Annotated in this window: 16 protein-coding genes; 11 read left to right on the top strand and 5 right to left on the bottom strand. The window is 67.1% G+C overall.

The annotated features are described in order from the left end of the window. The first annotated feature begins 78 nt into the window (after positions 1–78). From infC to AC1DEM_RS07500, 4 genes are all read left to right on the top strand, one after another. Positions 79–1167, top strand: a complete 1089-nt coding sequence (gene infC / locus AC1DEM_RS07515) for a translation initiation factor IF-3 (RefSeq protein ID WP_476883887.1) — start codon at positions 79–81, stop codon at positions 1165–1167. Between the two features lie 115 nt (positions 1168–1282). Then, entirely contained in the window at positions 1283–1477 is a 195-nt protein-coding gene (rpmI, locus tag AC1DEM_RS07510) for a 50S ribosomal protein L35 (protein ID WP_009358635.1), read from the top strand. A gap of 121 nt (positions 1478–1598) precedes the next feature. Then, on the top strand, positions 1599–2069 hold the full coding sequence (gene rplT / locus AC1DEM_RS07505) for a 50S ribosomal protein L20 (RefSeq protein WP_476883886.1): 471 nt from the start codon (positions 1599–1601) through the stop codon (positions 2067–2069). 64 nt (positions 2070–2133) lie between these two features. Then, a complete protein-coding gene (locus tag AC1DEM_RS07500) occupies positions 2134–3030 on the top strand; it encodes a TrmH family RNA methyltransferase (protein ID WP_476883885.1) in 897 nt (298 codons plus the stop codon). Positions 3031–3178: 148 nt separating this feature from the next. On the opposite strand, the gene AC1DEM_RS07495 is transcribed toward AC1DEM_RS07500, so the two are convergent. Further along, positions 3179–3445, bottom strand: a complete 267-nt coding sequence (locus AC1DEM_RS07495; protein ID WP_090956472.1) for a GlsB/YeaQ/YmgE family stress response membrane protein — start codon at positions 3443–3445, stop codon at positions 3179–3181. A gap of 229 nt (positions 3446–3674) precedes the next feature. Between AC1DEM_RS07495 and AC1DEM_RS07490 the strand changes: the two genes are divergently transcribed. Beyond that, positions 3675–4595 carry a cation diffusion facilitator family transporter gene (locus AC1DEM_RS07490; protein WP_476883884.1) on the top strand — a complete coding sequence of 307 codons (921 nt, stop codon included), beginning with the start codon at positions 3675–3677 and terminating at the stop codon, positions 4593–4595. 173 nt (positions 4596–4768) lie between these two features. On the opposite strand, the gene AC1DEM_RS07485 is transcribed toward AC1DEM_RS07490, so the two are convergent. Further along, positions 4769–5977, bottom strand: a complete 1209-nt coding sequence (locus tag AC1DEM_RS07485; protein ID WP_476883883.1) for an MFS transporter — start codon at positions 5975–5977, stop codon at positions 4769–4771. A gap of 277 nt (positions 5978–6254) precedes the next feature. On the opposite strand from AC1DEM_RS07485, the gene AC1DEM_RS07480 reads away from it, so the two are divergent. The 4 genes from AC1DEM_RS07480 (at position 6255) to AC1DEM_RS07465 (ending at position 9697) form a co-directional block, all read left to right on the top strand. Then, a complete protein-coding gene (locus tag AC1DEM_RS07480) occupies positions 6255–6719 on the top strand; it encodes a (deoxy)nucleoside triphosphate pyrophosphohydrolase (RefSeq protein ID WP_476883882.1) in 465 nt (154 codons plus the stop codon). A gap of 88 nt (positions 6720–6807) precedes the next feature. Beyond that, entirely contained in the window at positions 6808–7950 is a 1143-nt protein-coding gene (locus AC1DEM_RS07475) for a Re/Si-specific NAD(P)(+) transhydrogenase subunit alpha (RefSeq protein ID WP_476883881.1), read from the top strand. Next, complete coding sequence (locus tag AC1DEM_RS07470) at positions 7950–8327, top strand: NAD(P) transhydrogenase subunit alpha part 2 (protein ID WP_476884024.1); 378 nt, start codon at positions 7950–7952, stop codon at positions 8325–8327. The genes AC1DEM_RS07475 and AC1DEM_RS07470 overlap by 1 nt, the downstream gene beginning before the upstream one ends. Next, positions 8324–9697 carry an NAD(P)(+) transhydrogenase (Re/Si-specific) subunit beta gene (locus AC1DEM_RS07465; protein WP_476883880.1) on the top strand — a complete coding sequence of 458 codons (1374 nt, stop codon included), beginning with the start codon at positions 8324–8326 and terminating at the stop codon, positions 9695–9697. Before AC1DEM_RS07470 ends, AC1DEM_RS07465 begins: the two co-directional genes overlap by 4 nt. 134 nt (positions 9698–9831) lie before the next feature. Here AC1DEM_RS07465 and AC1DEM_RS07460 read toward each other — a convergent pair whose 3' ends face one another. Then, positions 9832–11025, bottom strand: coding sequence for an Rv2578c family radical SAM protein (locus AC1DEM_RS07460; RefSeq protein ID WP_476883879.1), 1194 nt, complete (start codon positions 11023–11025; stop codon positions 9832–9834). A 139-nt stretch (positions 11026–11164) separates the two neighbouring features. Between AC1DEM_RS07460 and pcp the strand changes: the two genes are divergently transcribed. Continuing rightward, positions 11165–11806 carry a pyroglutamyl-peptidase I gene (pcp, locus tag AC1DEM_RS07455; protein ID WP_476883878.1) on the top strand — a complete coding sequence of 214 codons (642 nt, stop codon included), beginning with the start codon at positions 11165–11167 and terminating at the stop codon, positions 11804–11806. A 94-nt stretch (positions 11807–11900) separates the two neighbouring features. Here pcp and AC1DEM_RS07450 read toward each other — a convergent pair whose 3' ends face one another. Both AC1DEM_RS07450 and AC1DEM_RS07445 read right to left on the bottom strand, forming a co-directional pair. Further along, entirely contained in the window at positions 11901–12539 is a 639-nt protein-coding gene (locus AC1DEM_RS07450) for an SIMPL domain-containing protein (protein ID WP_476883877.1), read from the bottom strand. Position 12540: 1 nt separating this feature from the next. After that, complete coding sequence (locus tag AC1DEM_RS07445) at positions 12541–13041, bottom strand: hypothetical protein (RefSeq protein WP_476883876.1); 501 nt, start codon at positions 13039–13041, stop codon at positions 12541–12543. 299 nt (positions 13042–13340) lie between these two features. Between AC1DEM_RS07445 and pheS the strand changes: the two genes are divergently transcribed. Next, entirely contained in the window at positions 13341–14402 is a 1062-nt protein-coding gene (pheS, locus tag AC1DEM_RS07440; protein WP_476883875.1) for a phenylalanine--tRNA ligase subunit alpha, read from the top strand.

The raw sequence follows: 14402 nt of genomic DNA, 5'->3' as shown, positions 1-14402 counted from the left end.
CGGTGGAATACCCCTCACGAACACAGGAGCTTTAACATTAGCGAGCCAAGAATCAATGAGCGTATCCGCGTCCCCGAGGTGCGGCTGGTCGGCCCTGCAGGCGAGCAAGTAGGCGTTGTCCGTATTGAGGATGCCCTGCGTTTGGCTGCCGAGTCCGATCTTGATCTCGTTGAAGTTGCACCGCAGGCCAAGCCTCCGGTGTGCAAGCTGATGGACTTCGGCAAGTACAAGTACGAAGCCGCCGTCAAGGCACGCGAGGCCCGGAAGAATCAGACCAACACGGTCCTGAAGGAAATCCGCTTCCGCCTGAAGATCGACACGCATGACTACGAGACGAAGCGCGGCCACGCCCTCCGCTTCCTCGGTGCCGGTGACAAGGTCAAGGCCATGATCCAGTTCCGCGGCCGTGAGCAGCAGCGCCCCGAGATGGGTATCCGTCTGCTCCAGCGTTTCGCGGACGACGTCGCCGAAGTCGGCGTTGTGGAGTCCAGCCCGCGGATCGATGGCCGCAACATGGTCATGGTGGTGGGCCCGCTGAAGAACAAGGCAGAAGCCAAGGCTGAGGCCCGCCGTGCATCGCAGCGGGCGGAAGCCAAGGCGGAGAACGAAGCCAAGGCTTCGGGTGGAGGCCGCGTTGATACGTCCGGCCCCGAAGCGCCCCTGACGCAGTCGCTCGCCGATCTGCTGCCGGAAGGCTACCAGGTCCGGACTGAGGCAACGGCGACCGAGGCTGAGGCTCCGGCAACGGAAGCTCCGGCCAGCGAAGAAGCCAAGGCCGAAGAGACCACGCAGGCCCCGGTCGAGGAGACCAAGGCCGACGAGGCCCCGGTCCAGGAAGCACCCAAGGAAGCTGCCCCCAAGGCGGCCGAGAAGCCGGCGGCAGCCAAGGCTCCGGCGGCTCCGAAGGCTGAAAAGCCCGTGGCCGCCAAGGCAGCCGAGGCTCCGAAGGCGGCCGAGAAGCCGGCAGCAGCCAAGGTTCCCGCGGCTCCGAAGGCCGCTCCGGCCAAGGCTCCCGAGGAAAAGGCAGCCGCTCCGGCCACTCCGGCGGCAGCACCGAAGCCGGTTGCTGCTCCGAAGCCGGTGCCGAGGCCTTCAGCGCCGAAGCCCGCTGCACGGCCGGCCGCCCCCCGGGCTGCCGCCAAGCCTGGCAGCAAGAAGACCAACTAGTTCACGGCTGCCGGACAGCAATGTCCGGCAGTAGGCAACCAGCATGCCGCCCGCAGGGGCGGCTGCACGAAAGAGCTGCAGACTTTTCTGCGGATACGTAAGGAGATCGGTTCCCATGCCGAAGATGAAGACCCACAGCGGTGCTAAGAAGCGCTTCAAGCTGACCGGTAGCGGCAAGCTGCGCCGCCAGCAGGCCAACCGCCGCCACTACCTGGAGCACAAGTCCTCCCGGCTGACCCGTCGCCTTGCCGGCGACAAGATCGTCTTCAAGGGCGACGCCAAGGTCATCCGGAAGATGCTCGGCATCTAAGTTCCAAGTTTTCTGACTGTTCGCCGCCTGGCAGCAGTCAACTACCAAAAAGGCTTCTCAGGCCAGCCGGACCGATCCGGCAGTAGACGCTTGGGATCAGAATTTTCTAAGGAGTACGCACGTGGCACGTGTGAAGAGGGCGGTTAACGCCCACAAGAAGCGCCGGGTTATCCTCGAACGCGCAAAGGGCTACCGCGGACAGCGTTCACGCCTGTACCGCAAGGCAAAAGAGCAGCTGCTGCACTCGTTTGTGTACAGCTACGGTGACCGCAAGAAGAAGAAGGGCGACTTCCGCCGTCTTTGGATCCAGCGCATCAACGCTGCATCCCGCGCCAACGGCCTGACCTACAACCGACTGATCCAGGGCCTGAAGGCCGCTGAGGTTGAGGTTGACCGCCGTATGCTGGCCGAGCTGGCCGTTTCCGACGCCAACGCCTTCGCCGCGCTGGTCCAGGTCGCCAAGGACTCGCTGCCCGCCGACACGTCCGCTCCGGCCGTCCAGGCTGAGGCCGCTCCGGCTCCGAAGGCTGCCAAGAAGGCTCCCGCGAAGAAGCCTGCTGCCAAGAAGGCTGACGCCGAGGCCGCAAAGTAGTACTGCCGTAGTCGAAAGACTGCTTCGTTCAAGAACCGGCTGTGAAAGCAACTAAGGTTCTTATATGAACGAAACCGGGCGCCCGCAAGATTTTCCACTTTCCAATCCTCGAGCTGATCGGGTGAGGAAGGTGGCACAACTTGCCGGGCGCCCGGCGCGTTTAAAGCGCAGAGAGTTCCTGGCAGAGGGCCCGCAGGCCGTCCGGGAGGCCCTGGTCCTGCACCAGAAGAGGATTGCCGCGGGGGAGCCCGGCATCGTCTACGAGGTGTACGCGAGCGAGGCCTGCCTGGACCGGCACCCGGACCTGGAGACACTCGCAGAGGGCACCACCGCATTCCTGGCCACCGACGAAGTGCTGGCCGCTATGGCGGACACGGTCACCCCGCAGGGCATTCTCGCGGTCTGCGGTTTTCTGGACGTGAGTCTTGAACAGGTACTCGACGCCGGCCCGCAGCTGATCGCGGTGCTGTGCCAGGTCCGCGACCCCGGCAACGCCGGAACCGTGCTCCGGGCTGCCGACGCGGCCGGCGCGGACGCCGTTATCCTGACCGCATCCAGCGTTGACATCTACAACCCGAAGGCCGTGCGCTCGACGGCGGGATCCCTCTTCCACCTGCCCGTGGTGCTGGGCGCTGATGTCGAGGACCTGGTGGCCCGCTGCAAGGAACGTGGCATCGGAGTCCTCGCGGCGGACGGCCAAGGCCAGCTGAACCTGGACCGTCTCCAGGACGAGAATGCGGCCCGGCGCCTGGGGGCCCCCGCGGCCGAGTCGGTCTTCGCGCTGGAGAACCCCACGGCCTGGCTCTTCGGCAACGAGGCTCAGGGACTGTCCGAGGACGAGATCGCGCTGGCCGACCACCGGGTGGCCGTGCCGGTTTATGGGGGAGCGGAAAGCCTGAACCTCGGCACCGCAGCCACCGTCTGCCTCTACGCCAGCGCCCGCTCCCAGCAGGCGTCCTAGGGACTCTGCAAGGAGCTTGCACGTCCGGCAGGGAAATCCGGCCAGAAGCCCTTCAAACAACGAACGGCGGGGCCCACCGAATGGTGGGCCCCGCCGTCGTACTGTCACTGCCGCCCCACACACAGTGTGCGGTCAGTGCCTTGCAGAATTATGTGGTCTTGTTGCGCCCTGTGATGGCGCCGTAAATGCCCGCTACGGCGAGGCCGCCGACAATGGCCAGGAGCCAGGAACCGAGATTCCAGAATTCCATCTTGCCGCCGCCGAACAGAAGGTCCCCGATCCAGCCGCCGACAATTGCGCCCACGACGCCGAGCACGAGGCTGGTAACCCAGCCGCCGCCGACCCTGCCGGGCATGACTGCCTTGACGATTGCACCTACTATGAGTCCGAGAATGATCCAGCCGAGAAAGCCCATGTCTCCTCCTACATATTCGTCGGCACCCAAATTGTGGATCCCGAATATGGCTTCAAGCTAACATAGGGCGGATTCGTTGTCAGCAGGGGACTACCCAATCGTTACGTGGACCGGTTGGCCCCCGCCGCGGTTCGGCTGCGGCCCGGAAACGGGTACGGTATTTCTTGTGGGCGCTGGGTTCTTCCGGTGTTCGCGTACACCCTGAAGAACCCCACAAGGAGAAGCTCACGTGGCTGCAAATGGCGGTACTAAGGCGATTCTCGCGGCGCTGGCCGCAAACCTGACCATCGCCGTTTTGAAATTCGTCGCTTACTTTCTGACGTTTTCCTCGTCCATGCTGGCCGAGGCGATTCACTCGCTCGCAGACTCCGGCAACCAGCTGTTGCTCCTGGTCGGCGGCAAGCGCGCGCAGCGGAAAGCCAGCCCCGAGCACCCCTTTGGCTACGGTCGCGAGCGGTACATTTACGCCTTTATCGTCTCGATTGTGCTTTTCAGCGTCGGCGGCCTGTTCGCCCTGTATGAGGCCTGGGGAAAGATCCAGCACCCGCACGCCATCGAAGGGGACTTCTGGTGGGTGCCGCTTGCCGTCCTGATCGGCGCGATCATTGCCGAGTCCTTCTCCTTCCGGACAGCGATCATCGAATCCAATCCCCTCAGGGGAAAGCAAAGCTGGGTCAAGTTCATCCGCAATGCGAAGCAGCCGGAACTCCCCGTGATCCTCCTCGAGGATTTTGGCGCCCTCGTGGGTCTGGTGTTCGCGCTCTTCGGCGTGGGGCTGACGCTCCTGACTGGGAACGGCATCTGGGACGCCCTCGGCACCGCGATGATCGGCCTGCTGCTCGTGGCGATCGCTGTGGTGCTGGCCATGGAGACCAAGTCCCTGCTGCTGGGCGAGTCGGCCACTCGCGATGACGTGGCCAAGATCCGCGGCGCGATCGAAGCCGGCGGCACCACCATCATTCACCTCAAGACCATGCACCTTGGTCCTGAGGAACTGCTGGTGGCGGCCAAGATCAGCATCGGCCGCTCGGACTCGGGCCAGGACATTGCGAAGGCGATTGATGACGCCGAGGTCCGGATCCGCGAGGCCGTCCCGATTGCCCGGGTCATCTACCTGGAACCGGACGTGCAGCGCGTCAACGCCCCCTGAGCCGACCGGGAGCCCTGCGCCCACATAGGACCTCGGCCCTAAAGACAACGTCAGTACCTAAAGAAAACGGCAGTCCTGTCCAGTGCTCCACTGGACAGGACTGCCGTTCTTTTTGAGCATGTCCGCCTTTAGCCCGGCCGCTTTGCCGCGGCTGAGGGGATGGCCAAGGGCGGCTAAGAGGCCAGCGGCCGCCTGCGTTCCACGGCGCCGCTGATGGCAGCAACCCCGAGCCCCAGCACGGCAAGGACCGCGCCTACGAGGGCCGGCGCGACGTAGCCCCAACCCCAGGCAATCACAAGGCCCCCCAGGAAAGCGCCCAGGGCGTTGGCGACATTGAGCGCCGCATGGTTGAGTGAGGAGGCCAGCGACGGTGCGTCGGGAGACGCATCCAGAAGCCTGGTCTGCAGCGCCGGAACCAGCATGGACCCGGCAGCGCCAACCACGAACACCATGACCAGCGCGGACCAGGCCCAATGGACGCCCACGGCGTAGACCACGAGTGCCACCGCAGTACCGGGCAGCACCCAGTAAATCGTGCCCATGACGGACCTATCGGCGATCCTGCCGCCCACGATGTTGCCCGCCACCATGCCCACGCCGTACAGCGCCACAACCAGCGGCAGCCAGGGCGCCGGGACGCCGGCAACGGAGGTCATGGTGTGCGAAATGTACGTGTAGGTCGCGAAGAAACCGCCGAAGCCGACGATGCCGACCAGGATGGCAAGCCACACCTGGAGCCGCTTGAGCGCGCCGAGTTCACGGCGGAAGCTGGCATCTGCGTGCGGCTTCTGGAACGGGACGAACTTCCACAGCATGGCGAGCGTCATGATGCCGATCAGGCCCACCAGCAGGAACAGGAGCCGCCACCCGTAGCTCTGGCCCAGCCAGGTGGCGAAGGGGACGCCAATGACGTTGGACACCGTCAGCCCGGCCATGACCATCGAAATGGCCCAACCCCGCTTGGTCGGTGCCACCAGGGAGGCAGCAATCACGGCCGCGACTCCGAAAAAGGCGCCGTGGGGCAGTCCCGCGGCAAACCGGGACACCAGCATGGAGCCGTAGTCCGGGGCAAGGAAGGAACTGAGATTGGCGATGCTGAAGAAGAACATGAGTCCCAAAGCCAGGTATTTCCGCGGGAGTTTGGCCCCGACGGCGGCCAGCACGGGCGCGCCGATCACGACGCCGAGGGCGTAGGCCGAAATAAGGTGGCCGGCCTCGGGCGTGCTGATGTTCAGGCCCTGTTCGATCTCCTTGAGCAGGCCCATCATGGTGAATTCTGTGGTGCCGATGCCAAATCCGCCCATCGCCAGGGCAATGATGGCCAGGGCAACGTGACGGGTGCCGGTCTTGGACGGCGCCGGGGCGTGTGTGGTGGTTGTCATTCGTCTTTTCGGGGAGATTTTCCGGAAGGGCCGGGAGGATCGGACAGATTAAATATGCTTTAAAGAACTGGGGGGCGGCGCCAAATATTCCGCAACGGGGCGAAACCGGTCTGCGCGGCCGCCTCCACCATTGTCCCCTACCCGGCCGTTCGCGGGTCGCCGGGCCGGGCGCGGGACCCGCTCCCAGCTCCCCGGCCACCGCCCGCGCCCGGCTGCTCGCGGGACAGGGACCGGCCAACCCGGCTGGAGACCTTGCGGCCGCAATAGACTGGTGGGCGTGACTGGACTCGTTGGCGTCGTTGGCGGCGCAGTAGTGGACTCCCTGGCTGAACCGGGCCTGCTCCTTGTGGCGCGGCGCACAGCGCCGCCGCAGTTTGCCGGAATGTGGGAGTTCCCGGGCGGAAAGGTGGAGCCAGGCGAAGCAGCGGAAGACGCCTTGCACCGCGAGCTCCGCGAAGAACTGGGCGTGCTGGTGCGGCTCGGGTCTGAGCTGCCGGCGGAAACCGCCACGGGCTGGCCGCTCAACGAGAAGGCGGCGATGAGGGTCTGGTTCGCCGAACTGGCTGAGGGAGAGCCGCGGCCGCTGGAGGACCACGACGAACTGCGCTGGCTTGACCTCCGCAGTCCGGCGGAGGTCCTGGGCCTGCCATGGATCCCGGCGGACTTCCCCATCGTAGAAGCCCTGCTGGCCGCAGTCCGGGCCACCGGGCCGCGCGGAGTGGGCGCCGGGCTTAGCCACTGACCCGGACGGGCCGGCAGGCTTCGAATGCCCGACGCTCGCCAAACGGTCAGGCATGTGCCTACTCTGAACGCAATCGAGAGGAGTGGCCGTGCAGGTCGGTGTCGGACGAGAGCGGCGAGCCGGAGAACGCCGCGTTGCGGCCACACCGGAGACAGTCCAGCAACTGACAGCCCTCGGGCTCCATCTCCTGGTGGAGAGCGGCGCCGGAACCGAAGCAGGGTTCGTGGACGCCGCCTTCAAGGAGGCGGGCGCCACTGTGATCTCCGAACTCCCGTTGGAGGCCCTGGACGTCCTGCTGCACGTCCGCCCGCTCACCCCGGAGGTCGCAGCCCGGCTCCGTCCCGGCGCTGTCACCATCGGCCTGGCGTCGCCGGCCTCGGACCTGTCGACTGTCCGCGCGCTGGCCGGCGCCGGGATCACCTCGTTCGCCCTCGAACTGCTCCCGCGGATTTCCCGGGCACAGTCCATGGATGCGCTCAGCTCGCAGTCCCTGGTCACCGGCTACCGTGCAGTGCTGGAAGCCGCCATGCGCTACCCGCGGTTCTTCCCGCTTTACATGACCGCAGCGGGGACCATCCCGCCGGCGAGAGTGCTGGTCCTCGGCGCCGGCGTCGCCGGGCTGCAGGCGATCGGCACGGCGAAACGGCTCGGCGCCCGGGTGTCGGCCAACGACATCCGGGCCGCCTCCGCCGACGAGGTCGCCTCGATGGGTGGAACTTTCATCAATCTGGACGTGGACGCCGCGGCCGAAGGAGCCGGAGGCTACGCCCGTGCCCTCGGCGAGGACCGGGCACAACGCCAGCGCAGCCTCCTTGCCCCGCACGTCGCTGCAGCGGACATCCTGATCACCACCGCTGCCATCCCGGGCCGGGCCGCCCCCTTGCTGGTGACCACCGCAATGGTGGCCAGCATGCGGGCCGGGTCGGTCGTGGTGGACCTCGCCGCGGAGTCCGGAGGCAACGTCGAGGGCGTGATCGCCGGCCAGGACGTCCAGGTGCCGGCCGACGGCGGGTCGGTCACCCTCGTGGGCCTGCAGGACGCGGCGTCCGCCGTGCCGTCGGACGCGTCCCGGCTTTTCGCCCGGAACGTCAGCAACTTCCTCGCCCTCCTGACCGACGCCGGTTCCGTGGCCCCGGACTTCGACGACGACGTGGTTGCCGGAACGTGCCTGACCCACGGCGGCGCCGTGCGGCATGAACCCACCGCGGCATTACTGGATACGGAGGCATGATGGGCCCGGTCGCATTGCTGACAGTGGTGGTGCTGGCTGTGTTCGTCGGCTTCGAAGTTGTCTCCAAGGTCACCAGCAAGCTGCACACACCACTGATGTCCGGCGCCAACGCCATCCACGGCATCATCCTGGTCGGCGCCATCATTGTGGCCGGACAAGCCACCGACCCCTGGGTGCTCGGCATCGCGTTGCTGGCCGTGGTCCTGGCAACCGTCAACCTGGTGGGCGGCTTCGTGGTCACGGACCGGATGCTTGAGATGTTCAGCGCCCACAAGCGGGCCCGCGTACGAACCGGGGCCGCCACAGCCGGCGGAGCCGCGGGGGAAGGACGCTCAGGTAACGGAGGCTCCGGCGGCGGGGCGGGGGAGGACCGATGAGTCTCCTGAGCCCCGAATGGACAGCCCTGCTCTACCTTGCGGCCGCCGTCTGCTTCATTCTGGCGCTCAAGGGTCTCAGCTCGCCACGGACCGCGCGCCGCGGCAACGCCATCGGTGCCGCCGGGGCGCTTCTCGCCGTCGTCACCGTGTTCTTCTCCGCGCGGCTGGAAAATATTCCGCTCATCCTGGCAGCCATTGCCGTGGGCTCCGCGATTGCCGTCCCCGTGGCCCGGCGGGTGCAAATGACCCAGATGCCCCAACTGGTGGCGCTGTTCAACGGTGTAGGAGGCGGGGCCGCCGCCCTCGTCGCCGTACTGGAACTTGGCCACAACGAGGATCCATGGGTCCGCCTGGCCGTGGTCTTCACCATGCTGGTGGGTGCGGTGTCCTTCGCCGGCTCTGCCGTGACTGTGGGCAAGCTGCAGGAGCTCATCAGTACCCGTCCGCTCCTGTTTCCCGGCATGCCCTGGGTCATGGGGGCGGTGCTGCTGGGGGCGGTCATCTCGGGAGCGCTGGTGGTCCTGACCGGGTCGCTCGGCTGGTCGCTCGCGCTGCTAGGCTTTGGGCTCGCCGCCGGGCTGCTCCTGGTGTTGCCCGTCGGCGGGGCGGACGTGCCGATCGTGATCTCCCTGCTGAACGCGTTCACTGGCCTGGCGGTGGCAGCGTCCGGCGTGGTCCTGGGCAATGTCCTGCTGCTCGTCGCCGGGACGCTTGTCGGCGCGAGCGGCACAATCCTGACCAAGGCAATGGCCTCGGCCATGGGACGCGGAGTGGCCGGGATCCTGTTCGGGGCGTTCAAGGGCGGCTCGACGGCGGGTTCCACCGCCGTGAGCGACCGGCCTGTGCGTTGTGCGTCGCCGGAGGACGTTGCCGTTCAGCTTGGCTATGCCCAGCGGGTGGTCATTGTTCCGGGGTACGGACTCGCGGTGGCGCAGGGCCAACACACCGTGGCGGAACTCGCCACGGCCCTGGCTGCCCGCGGCGTGGAGGTGGTCTTCGCCATTCACCCCGTGGCGGGACGCATGCCGGGGCACATGAACGTGCTGCTGGCCGAGGCCGACGTGCCCTACGAGTCACTGCGGGAGCTGGCCGAAATCAATCCCGAGTTCGCGAACACGGATATCGCGCTGGTGGTCGGCGCCAACGACGTCGTCAACCCGGCGGCCAAGACGTCCCCCGGCTCGCCGATCTACGGGATGCCGATCCTGGAAGTGGTCCAGGCCCAGCAGGTCGTGTTCCTGAAGCGGTCGATGCGCCCGGGGTTTGCCGGCATTGAGAACGAGCTTCTGCACGATCCCAAGACCACGCTCCTGTTCGGGGATGCCAAGGATTCGCTGTCGAGGGTGCTCGGCGCGGTCAAGGCGCTCTAGGTTTATGGCAGTCCGGGTTCACGGCGCTTCTAGGTTCACGGCGCTTTAGGTTCACTGCGCTCTAGGTCCACGGCGTAAACCGTTCACGCCGCGCGGCGCCCAAGGTTCAGGGCGCCTCGTGGTAGGAACGGGCGTCAAAACAGTGTGGGCTGGGCTGAGCTGGGAAGGGCTCTGCCGGAAGAGGCTGCACCGGAGTGGGCTGTGCCCGCGTGGCCGGCGAGCCGGCCGTCTGCGCGCCGGGCGCTCGCGTGCCCGGCAGTGTCCGGGATGCTGCCGGCCGGGTACTGGGCTTCTTCCTCGCGGGCATCGTGGTGGTCGGTGCCGCCGTCGAGATCCCTGTGGCTGAATCCCTGCGAGCCGGAAAAGCCGTGCAGGTCCTTGAAATGGCGGATGCGGCCGGCCAGCCATTCCCGGTATTCCTTGGACGCATAGGACCCGCTGCCGTACAGCCGGCGGTACTTGCCGGCCAGCTGCGGATGTTCGCGGGCGATCCACTGCATGAACCATTCACGGGTGCCCGGTTTCAGGTACAGCGCGCCGGCCGTGACCCCTGTGGCGCCGGCCGCCGCCAAGGCTCCGAAGAGGGAGTCCAGGGCCTCGTCGCTGTCCGAGAGCCACGGCAGGATGGGCATGGCCATGACACCGCAGGGCAGGCCCGCCTCCCGCAGCCGGGCGATGAGCTTCAGCCGCGCGCGCGGGCCCGGCGTGCCCCGTTCCACGGCTTCGGACAGTTCTTCATTGGTCATGGCCAGCGATATGCCTACCCCCACCGGCACCTGGGCGGCGGCATGCTTCAGGAGCGGGATGTCCCGGGCAAGGAGCGTGCCCTTGGTGAGGATGGACAGGGGAGTGCCGGAGTCGGCCAGGGCGCCGATGATGCCGGGCATGAGCTGATAGCGGCCCTCGGCGCGCTGGTACGGGTCCGTGTTGGTGCCAAGGGCCACGTGCTCGTGCTGCCAGGAGGGCTTGGCCAGCTCCTTGCGCAGGATCTCGGCGGCGTTGATTTTGACCACCACCTGGCTGTCAAAGTCCAGGCCGGCGTCGAAGTCCAGATAGGTGTGGCTCTTGCGCGCGAAGCAGTAGACGCAGGCATGGCTGCAGCCGCGGTACGGGTTGATGGTCCACTCGAACGGCATGCGCGAACCGGCGACCACCTTGTTGAGCACCGATTTGGCGGTGACCTCATGGAAGGTGATCCCGGCAAAGTCCGGGGTAGTGACGGACCGCACCAGCCCGGCCAGCGGCAGCAGGGCCGGTGCGGCCGGCGAATCGGCAGAAAGGGCGGCCGGGGAATCGCCGCGCTCAAGTGCTTGTGCGTCCCATCTCATGCCTATATTCGAATATATGTTCGACTAAAAGTCAAGGGTGCCGTCAGGCCGGCGGGGCGCCATGTCTCCAGGTGGGCGTGCCGGATCGCAGGGCCGGCGAAGCCAGAAGGCAGCGTGAGGGCATTGCTAGGCTGGGGCGATGATTCTCCTGACCGGGTTCGAGCCGTTCGGCGGCGATACCGCCAATCCGTCCTGGGCCGCGGCCCGGTCGGCGGCCCGTTTGCTCCAAACCGAGGGGCTGGATGTCCAGGCGGTGGAATTGCCCTGCGTCTTTGGGGACTCGGCCAAGGTATTGGCGGAGGCCCTCGAGCGGTTCCGGCCCGAGCTTGTGCTGTGCGCCGGCCAGGCCGGCGGGAGGGCGCGCATTTCGCTGGAACGGGTGGCCATCAATTGTGACGACGCCCGGATCCCGGACAACGCCGGCAACCAGCCCGTGGACGAACCCGTGGTCCAGGGCGGACCGGCGGCCTATTTCACGTCGCTGCCTGTCAAAGCGGCGCTCGCGGCGCTGACGGCCGAGCAGATTCCAGCTGTTGTGTCCCAGAGTGCCGGGACCTACGTCTGCAACCACGTCTTCTATGCGCTCATGCACGCCCTGCGGCGCCGTCCCGGCACCCGGGGAGGGTTTGTCCACATTCCGTACGCGGACACCCAGCTTCCGGCCGGGAGCAGCACCCCGTCGCTGCCGGCGCACCAGATGGCGGCGGCGCTCGCCGTCGTCGTCCGCACCACGTTAGCGACGACGGCGGATCTCAGGCTCGCTGCCGGCGCAATGCACTAGCGGCCGGCGGGCCGTTAGTTGGGCTCTTGCCGGTTGCGGCCGCCGTCGGTGATTCGAGGACAACCCGAACAATTACCCGAGCAACTACTCCAAATTAGTTGAGCAGTTCCCACACGACGCCGACCGTGGCGGTGACGCTCGACTCGCCGGCCTCAACGGTGAGCGCGTCCGCCGCTACCGCGCGCTGCATCTTCGCCACCGGGATCGGCGCCTGGAACCCGGTGTGCTGGGTGAGGGAAAGGACCCTGCCCAGGCTGGCTCCGGAGAGCGCGGCATAGTGCGCGGCGGTGGTGCGGGCGTCCTGCCAGGCGGCCTCCCGCGCGCGTGCCTCGACGGCGGCGGGGTCCGCGAAGCCGAGGCTCAGCCCGTTCAAGCGGACGGAGTCGCCGCCGGCAGCAACGGCGCCGGCAAGAATCTGTGAGGACGCGGACAGCGCGCGGATCCTGACGGTGAGCGTGTTGGAGGCCAGATAGCCGGTCACGGTCTGGCCGCGGCCCTCCTGCCAGTTCAGCTCGGCCCGGACATTCAGCCCGGAGGTGGACATGTCAGTGCTGTCCACCCCGTGGTGCCGGAGCTCCGCCGTGATGGCGGCCGACCGTGTTCCTGCCTCGCTGTAGGCCTCGGCCACGGTGTCGCGGCGGCATTCAACGCCGATCGACAAGGTCAGCAGGTCCGGTACCGCCTCGGCGCTGCCGGTTCCCGTGACCGAGATACTTCTGGGGGTCTCTGTCATCTCAGGCCTCATAACGGTTGGGGGCAGCCGTGCCCATTCTTCGGTGCGTCCCAGGAGTGGCCCCGGGCCTGGCGGTCCCGGGCGCGCCCGTCCCGGGAACGCCGGGGCGGGGGTATCCGCCTGCCTCGAGTCCGGCATGCCGCTCGAAGAAGTTGGCGCTGCCCGGGTTGCCGGTCCGCCAGAGGGACCAGCCCGCGGCGATGAAGTACAGCGGAAGGAAGGGCCAGCCAAGGCACCACGCGTACTGGGTGCTGTGCCGCTCCTCGTGTCCCAGCAGTGCCGGGTTGGCGCCGGCGGATTCGGGGCCGGCGCGGAACAGGATGACGTTGCCCACCGTGAAGGCCGCGGCAAACGGAAGCCGCCAGCGGTAGTGGCTCGCAATCAGCAGTCCCCGCGGGCCGGAGCTGACGTTCGCCCGGGCGCACGCTGCCAGCAGCAGGCCCAGGAGCGTGGACCCGTTCAGCAGGTTGGCAATCTGGCGCAGCCGTTGTCCGGACGTCATGAGGCCATGGTAGCCGGGGGCGTGCCCGGCGGTCAGGGTCCCGGCAGGACGCCCCAGTGCCCGCGGGCCATGTTCGCGGGTTCAGCGCTCGTGTCCAACGTCCGGGTTCAGCGTCCTTGGGGAGGCTGCGGGGGCGAAGTGTCACGAACGCCTGATGTTCGCCTGACGATTGACTGGCGGCCGACGGCCGTCTACTAGACTGGGGACAGTGACCATAAGCCTTGCCGAGAACCCGCGCCGTGCCCTGTGCCCGTACCGTGTGCTGTCGGCATGATCCGACTCGTAGCTAAGAACAGTAGATGACTGAAACTTTGCCGGGCGCCGCCGTCCCGAACCCTCTGGATGAAGCCGCCATTACCGCCGCCGTAGACCAGGCCGTTGCCGCCATCGCCGCTGCAGCGACCCTCGATGAACTCAAGGCCGTGCGCCTCGCGCACACGGGAGAAAAGTCCGCGCTGAGCCTCGCCAACCGTGAGATCGGCGCGCTCCCCAAGGACCAGAAGGCCGCCGCCGGCAAGCTCATGGGCGCCTCCAGGGGACGCGTCAACAAGGCGCTCGCGGACCGCACGGTGGCGCTCGAGGCCGAGAACGACGCGCGGATCCTCGTCGAAGAGACCGTGGATGTCACGGCGGCCCCGCGTAGGCGCCGGGCCGGAGCACGCCACCCGCTGTCCACGCTGCAGGACCGCGTGGCGGACATCTTCGTCGGCATGGGTTGGGAAATCGCCGAGGGGCCCGAGGTCGAGTCCGAATGGTTCAACTTCGATGCCCTGAACTTCAAGCCGGACCACCCCGCCCGCGACATGCAGGACACGTTCTTCGTTGAGCCGCCCGAGGCCCACCTGCTCATGCGCACGCACACTTCGCCGGTGCAGGTCCGCTCCATGCTGGAACGGGAGCTGCCCATCTACGTGCTGTGCCCGGGAAAGGTGTTCCGCACGGACGAACTCGACGCGACCCACACCCCGGTGTTCCACCAGTTCGAGGGCCTGGCCATCGACAAGAAGCTGAGCATGGCGGATCTCCGAGGCACGCTGGAGCACTTCGCACGCCAGATGTTCGGCGCGGAAGCCCAGATCCGGCTGCGCCCCAACTATTTCCCGTTCACCGAGCCGTCCGCGGAGCTCGATATCTGGCACCCGGGCGCCAAGGGCGGCCCCAGCTGGATCGAGTGGGGAGGCTGCGGCATGGTCAACCCCAACGTTCTGCGCGCCGCCGGCATCGACCCGGAGGTCTATTCAGGTTTTGCCTTCGGCATGGGCATCGAGCGCACCCTCATGTTCCGTAATGAGGTTGGCGACATGCGCGACATGATCGAAGGCGACGTACGTTTCAGCGAGCACTTCGGGATGGAGATCTAA

This window comes from Arthrobacter sp. 05T420 (assembly GCF_056396305.1).
The sequence above is the reverse complement of the archived record's forward strand: the minus strand, read 5'-3'. Positions and strand labels throughout refer to the sequence as shown.

What these genes read in the sequence shown, in the direction of transcription:
- rpmI (WP_009358635.1), top strand. Translation starts at nt 1,283, where the DNA reads ATGCCGAAGATGAAGACCCACAGCGGTGCTAAGAAGCGCTTCAAGCTG.
- AC1DEM_RS07500 (WP_476883885.1), top strand. Translation starts at nt 2,134, where the DNA reads ATGAACGAAACCGGGCGCCCGCAAGATTTTCCACTTTCCAATCCTCGA.
- AC1DEM_RS07495 (WP_090956472.1), bottom strand. Translation starts at nt 3,445, where the DNA reads ATGGGCTTTCTCGGCTGGATCATTCTCGGACTCATAGTAGGTGCAATC.
- AC1DEM_RS07485 (WP_476883883.1), bottom strand. Translation starts at nt 5,977, where the DNA reads ATGACAACCACCACACACGCCCCGGCGCCGTCCAAGACCGGCACCCGT.
- AC1DEM_RS07470 (WP_476884024.1), top strand. Translation starts at nt 7,950, where the DNA reads ATGGGCCCGGTCGCATTGCTGACAGTGGTGGTGCTGGCTGTGTTCGTC.
- AC1DEM_RS07465 (WP_476883880.1), top strand. Translation starts at nt 8,324, where the DNA reads ATGAGTCTCCTGAGCCCCGAATGGACAGCCCTGCTCTACCTTGCGGCC.
- AC1DEM_RS07460 (WP_476883879.1), bottom strand. Translation starts at nt 11,025, where the DNA reads ATGAGATGGGACGCACAAGCACTTGAGCGCGGCGATTCCCCGGCCGCC.
- pcp (WP_476883878.1), top strand. Translation starts at nt 11,165, where the DNA reads ATGATTCTCCTGACCGGGTTCGAGCCGTTCGGCGGCGATACCGCCAAT.
- AC1DEM_RS07450 (WP_476883877.1), bottom strand. Translation starts at nt 12,539, where the DNA reads ATGACAGAGACCCCCAGAAGTATCTCGGTCACGGGAACCGGCAGCGCC.
- AC1DEM_RS07445 (WP_476883876.1), bottom strand. Translation starts at nt 13,041, where the DNA reads ATGACGTCCGGACAACGGCTGCGCCAGATTGCCAACCTGCTGAACGGG.
- pheS (WP_476883875.1), top strand. Translation starts at nt 13,341, where the DNA reads ATGACTGAAACTTTGCCGGGCGCCGCCGTCCCGAACCCTCTGGATGAA.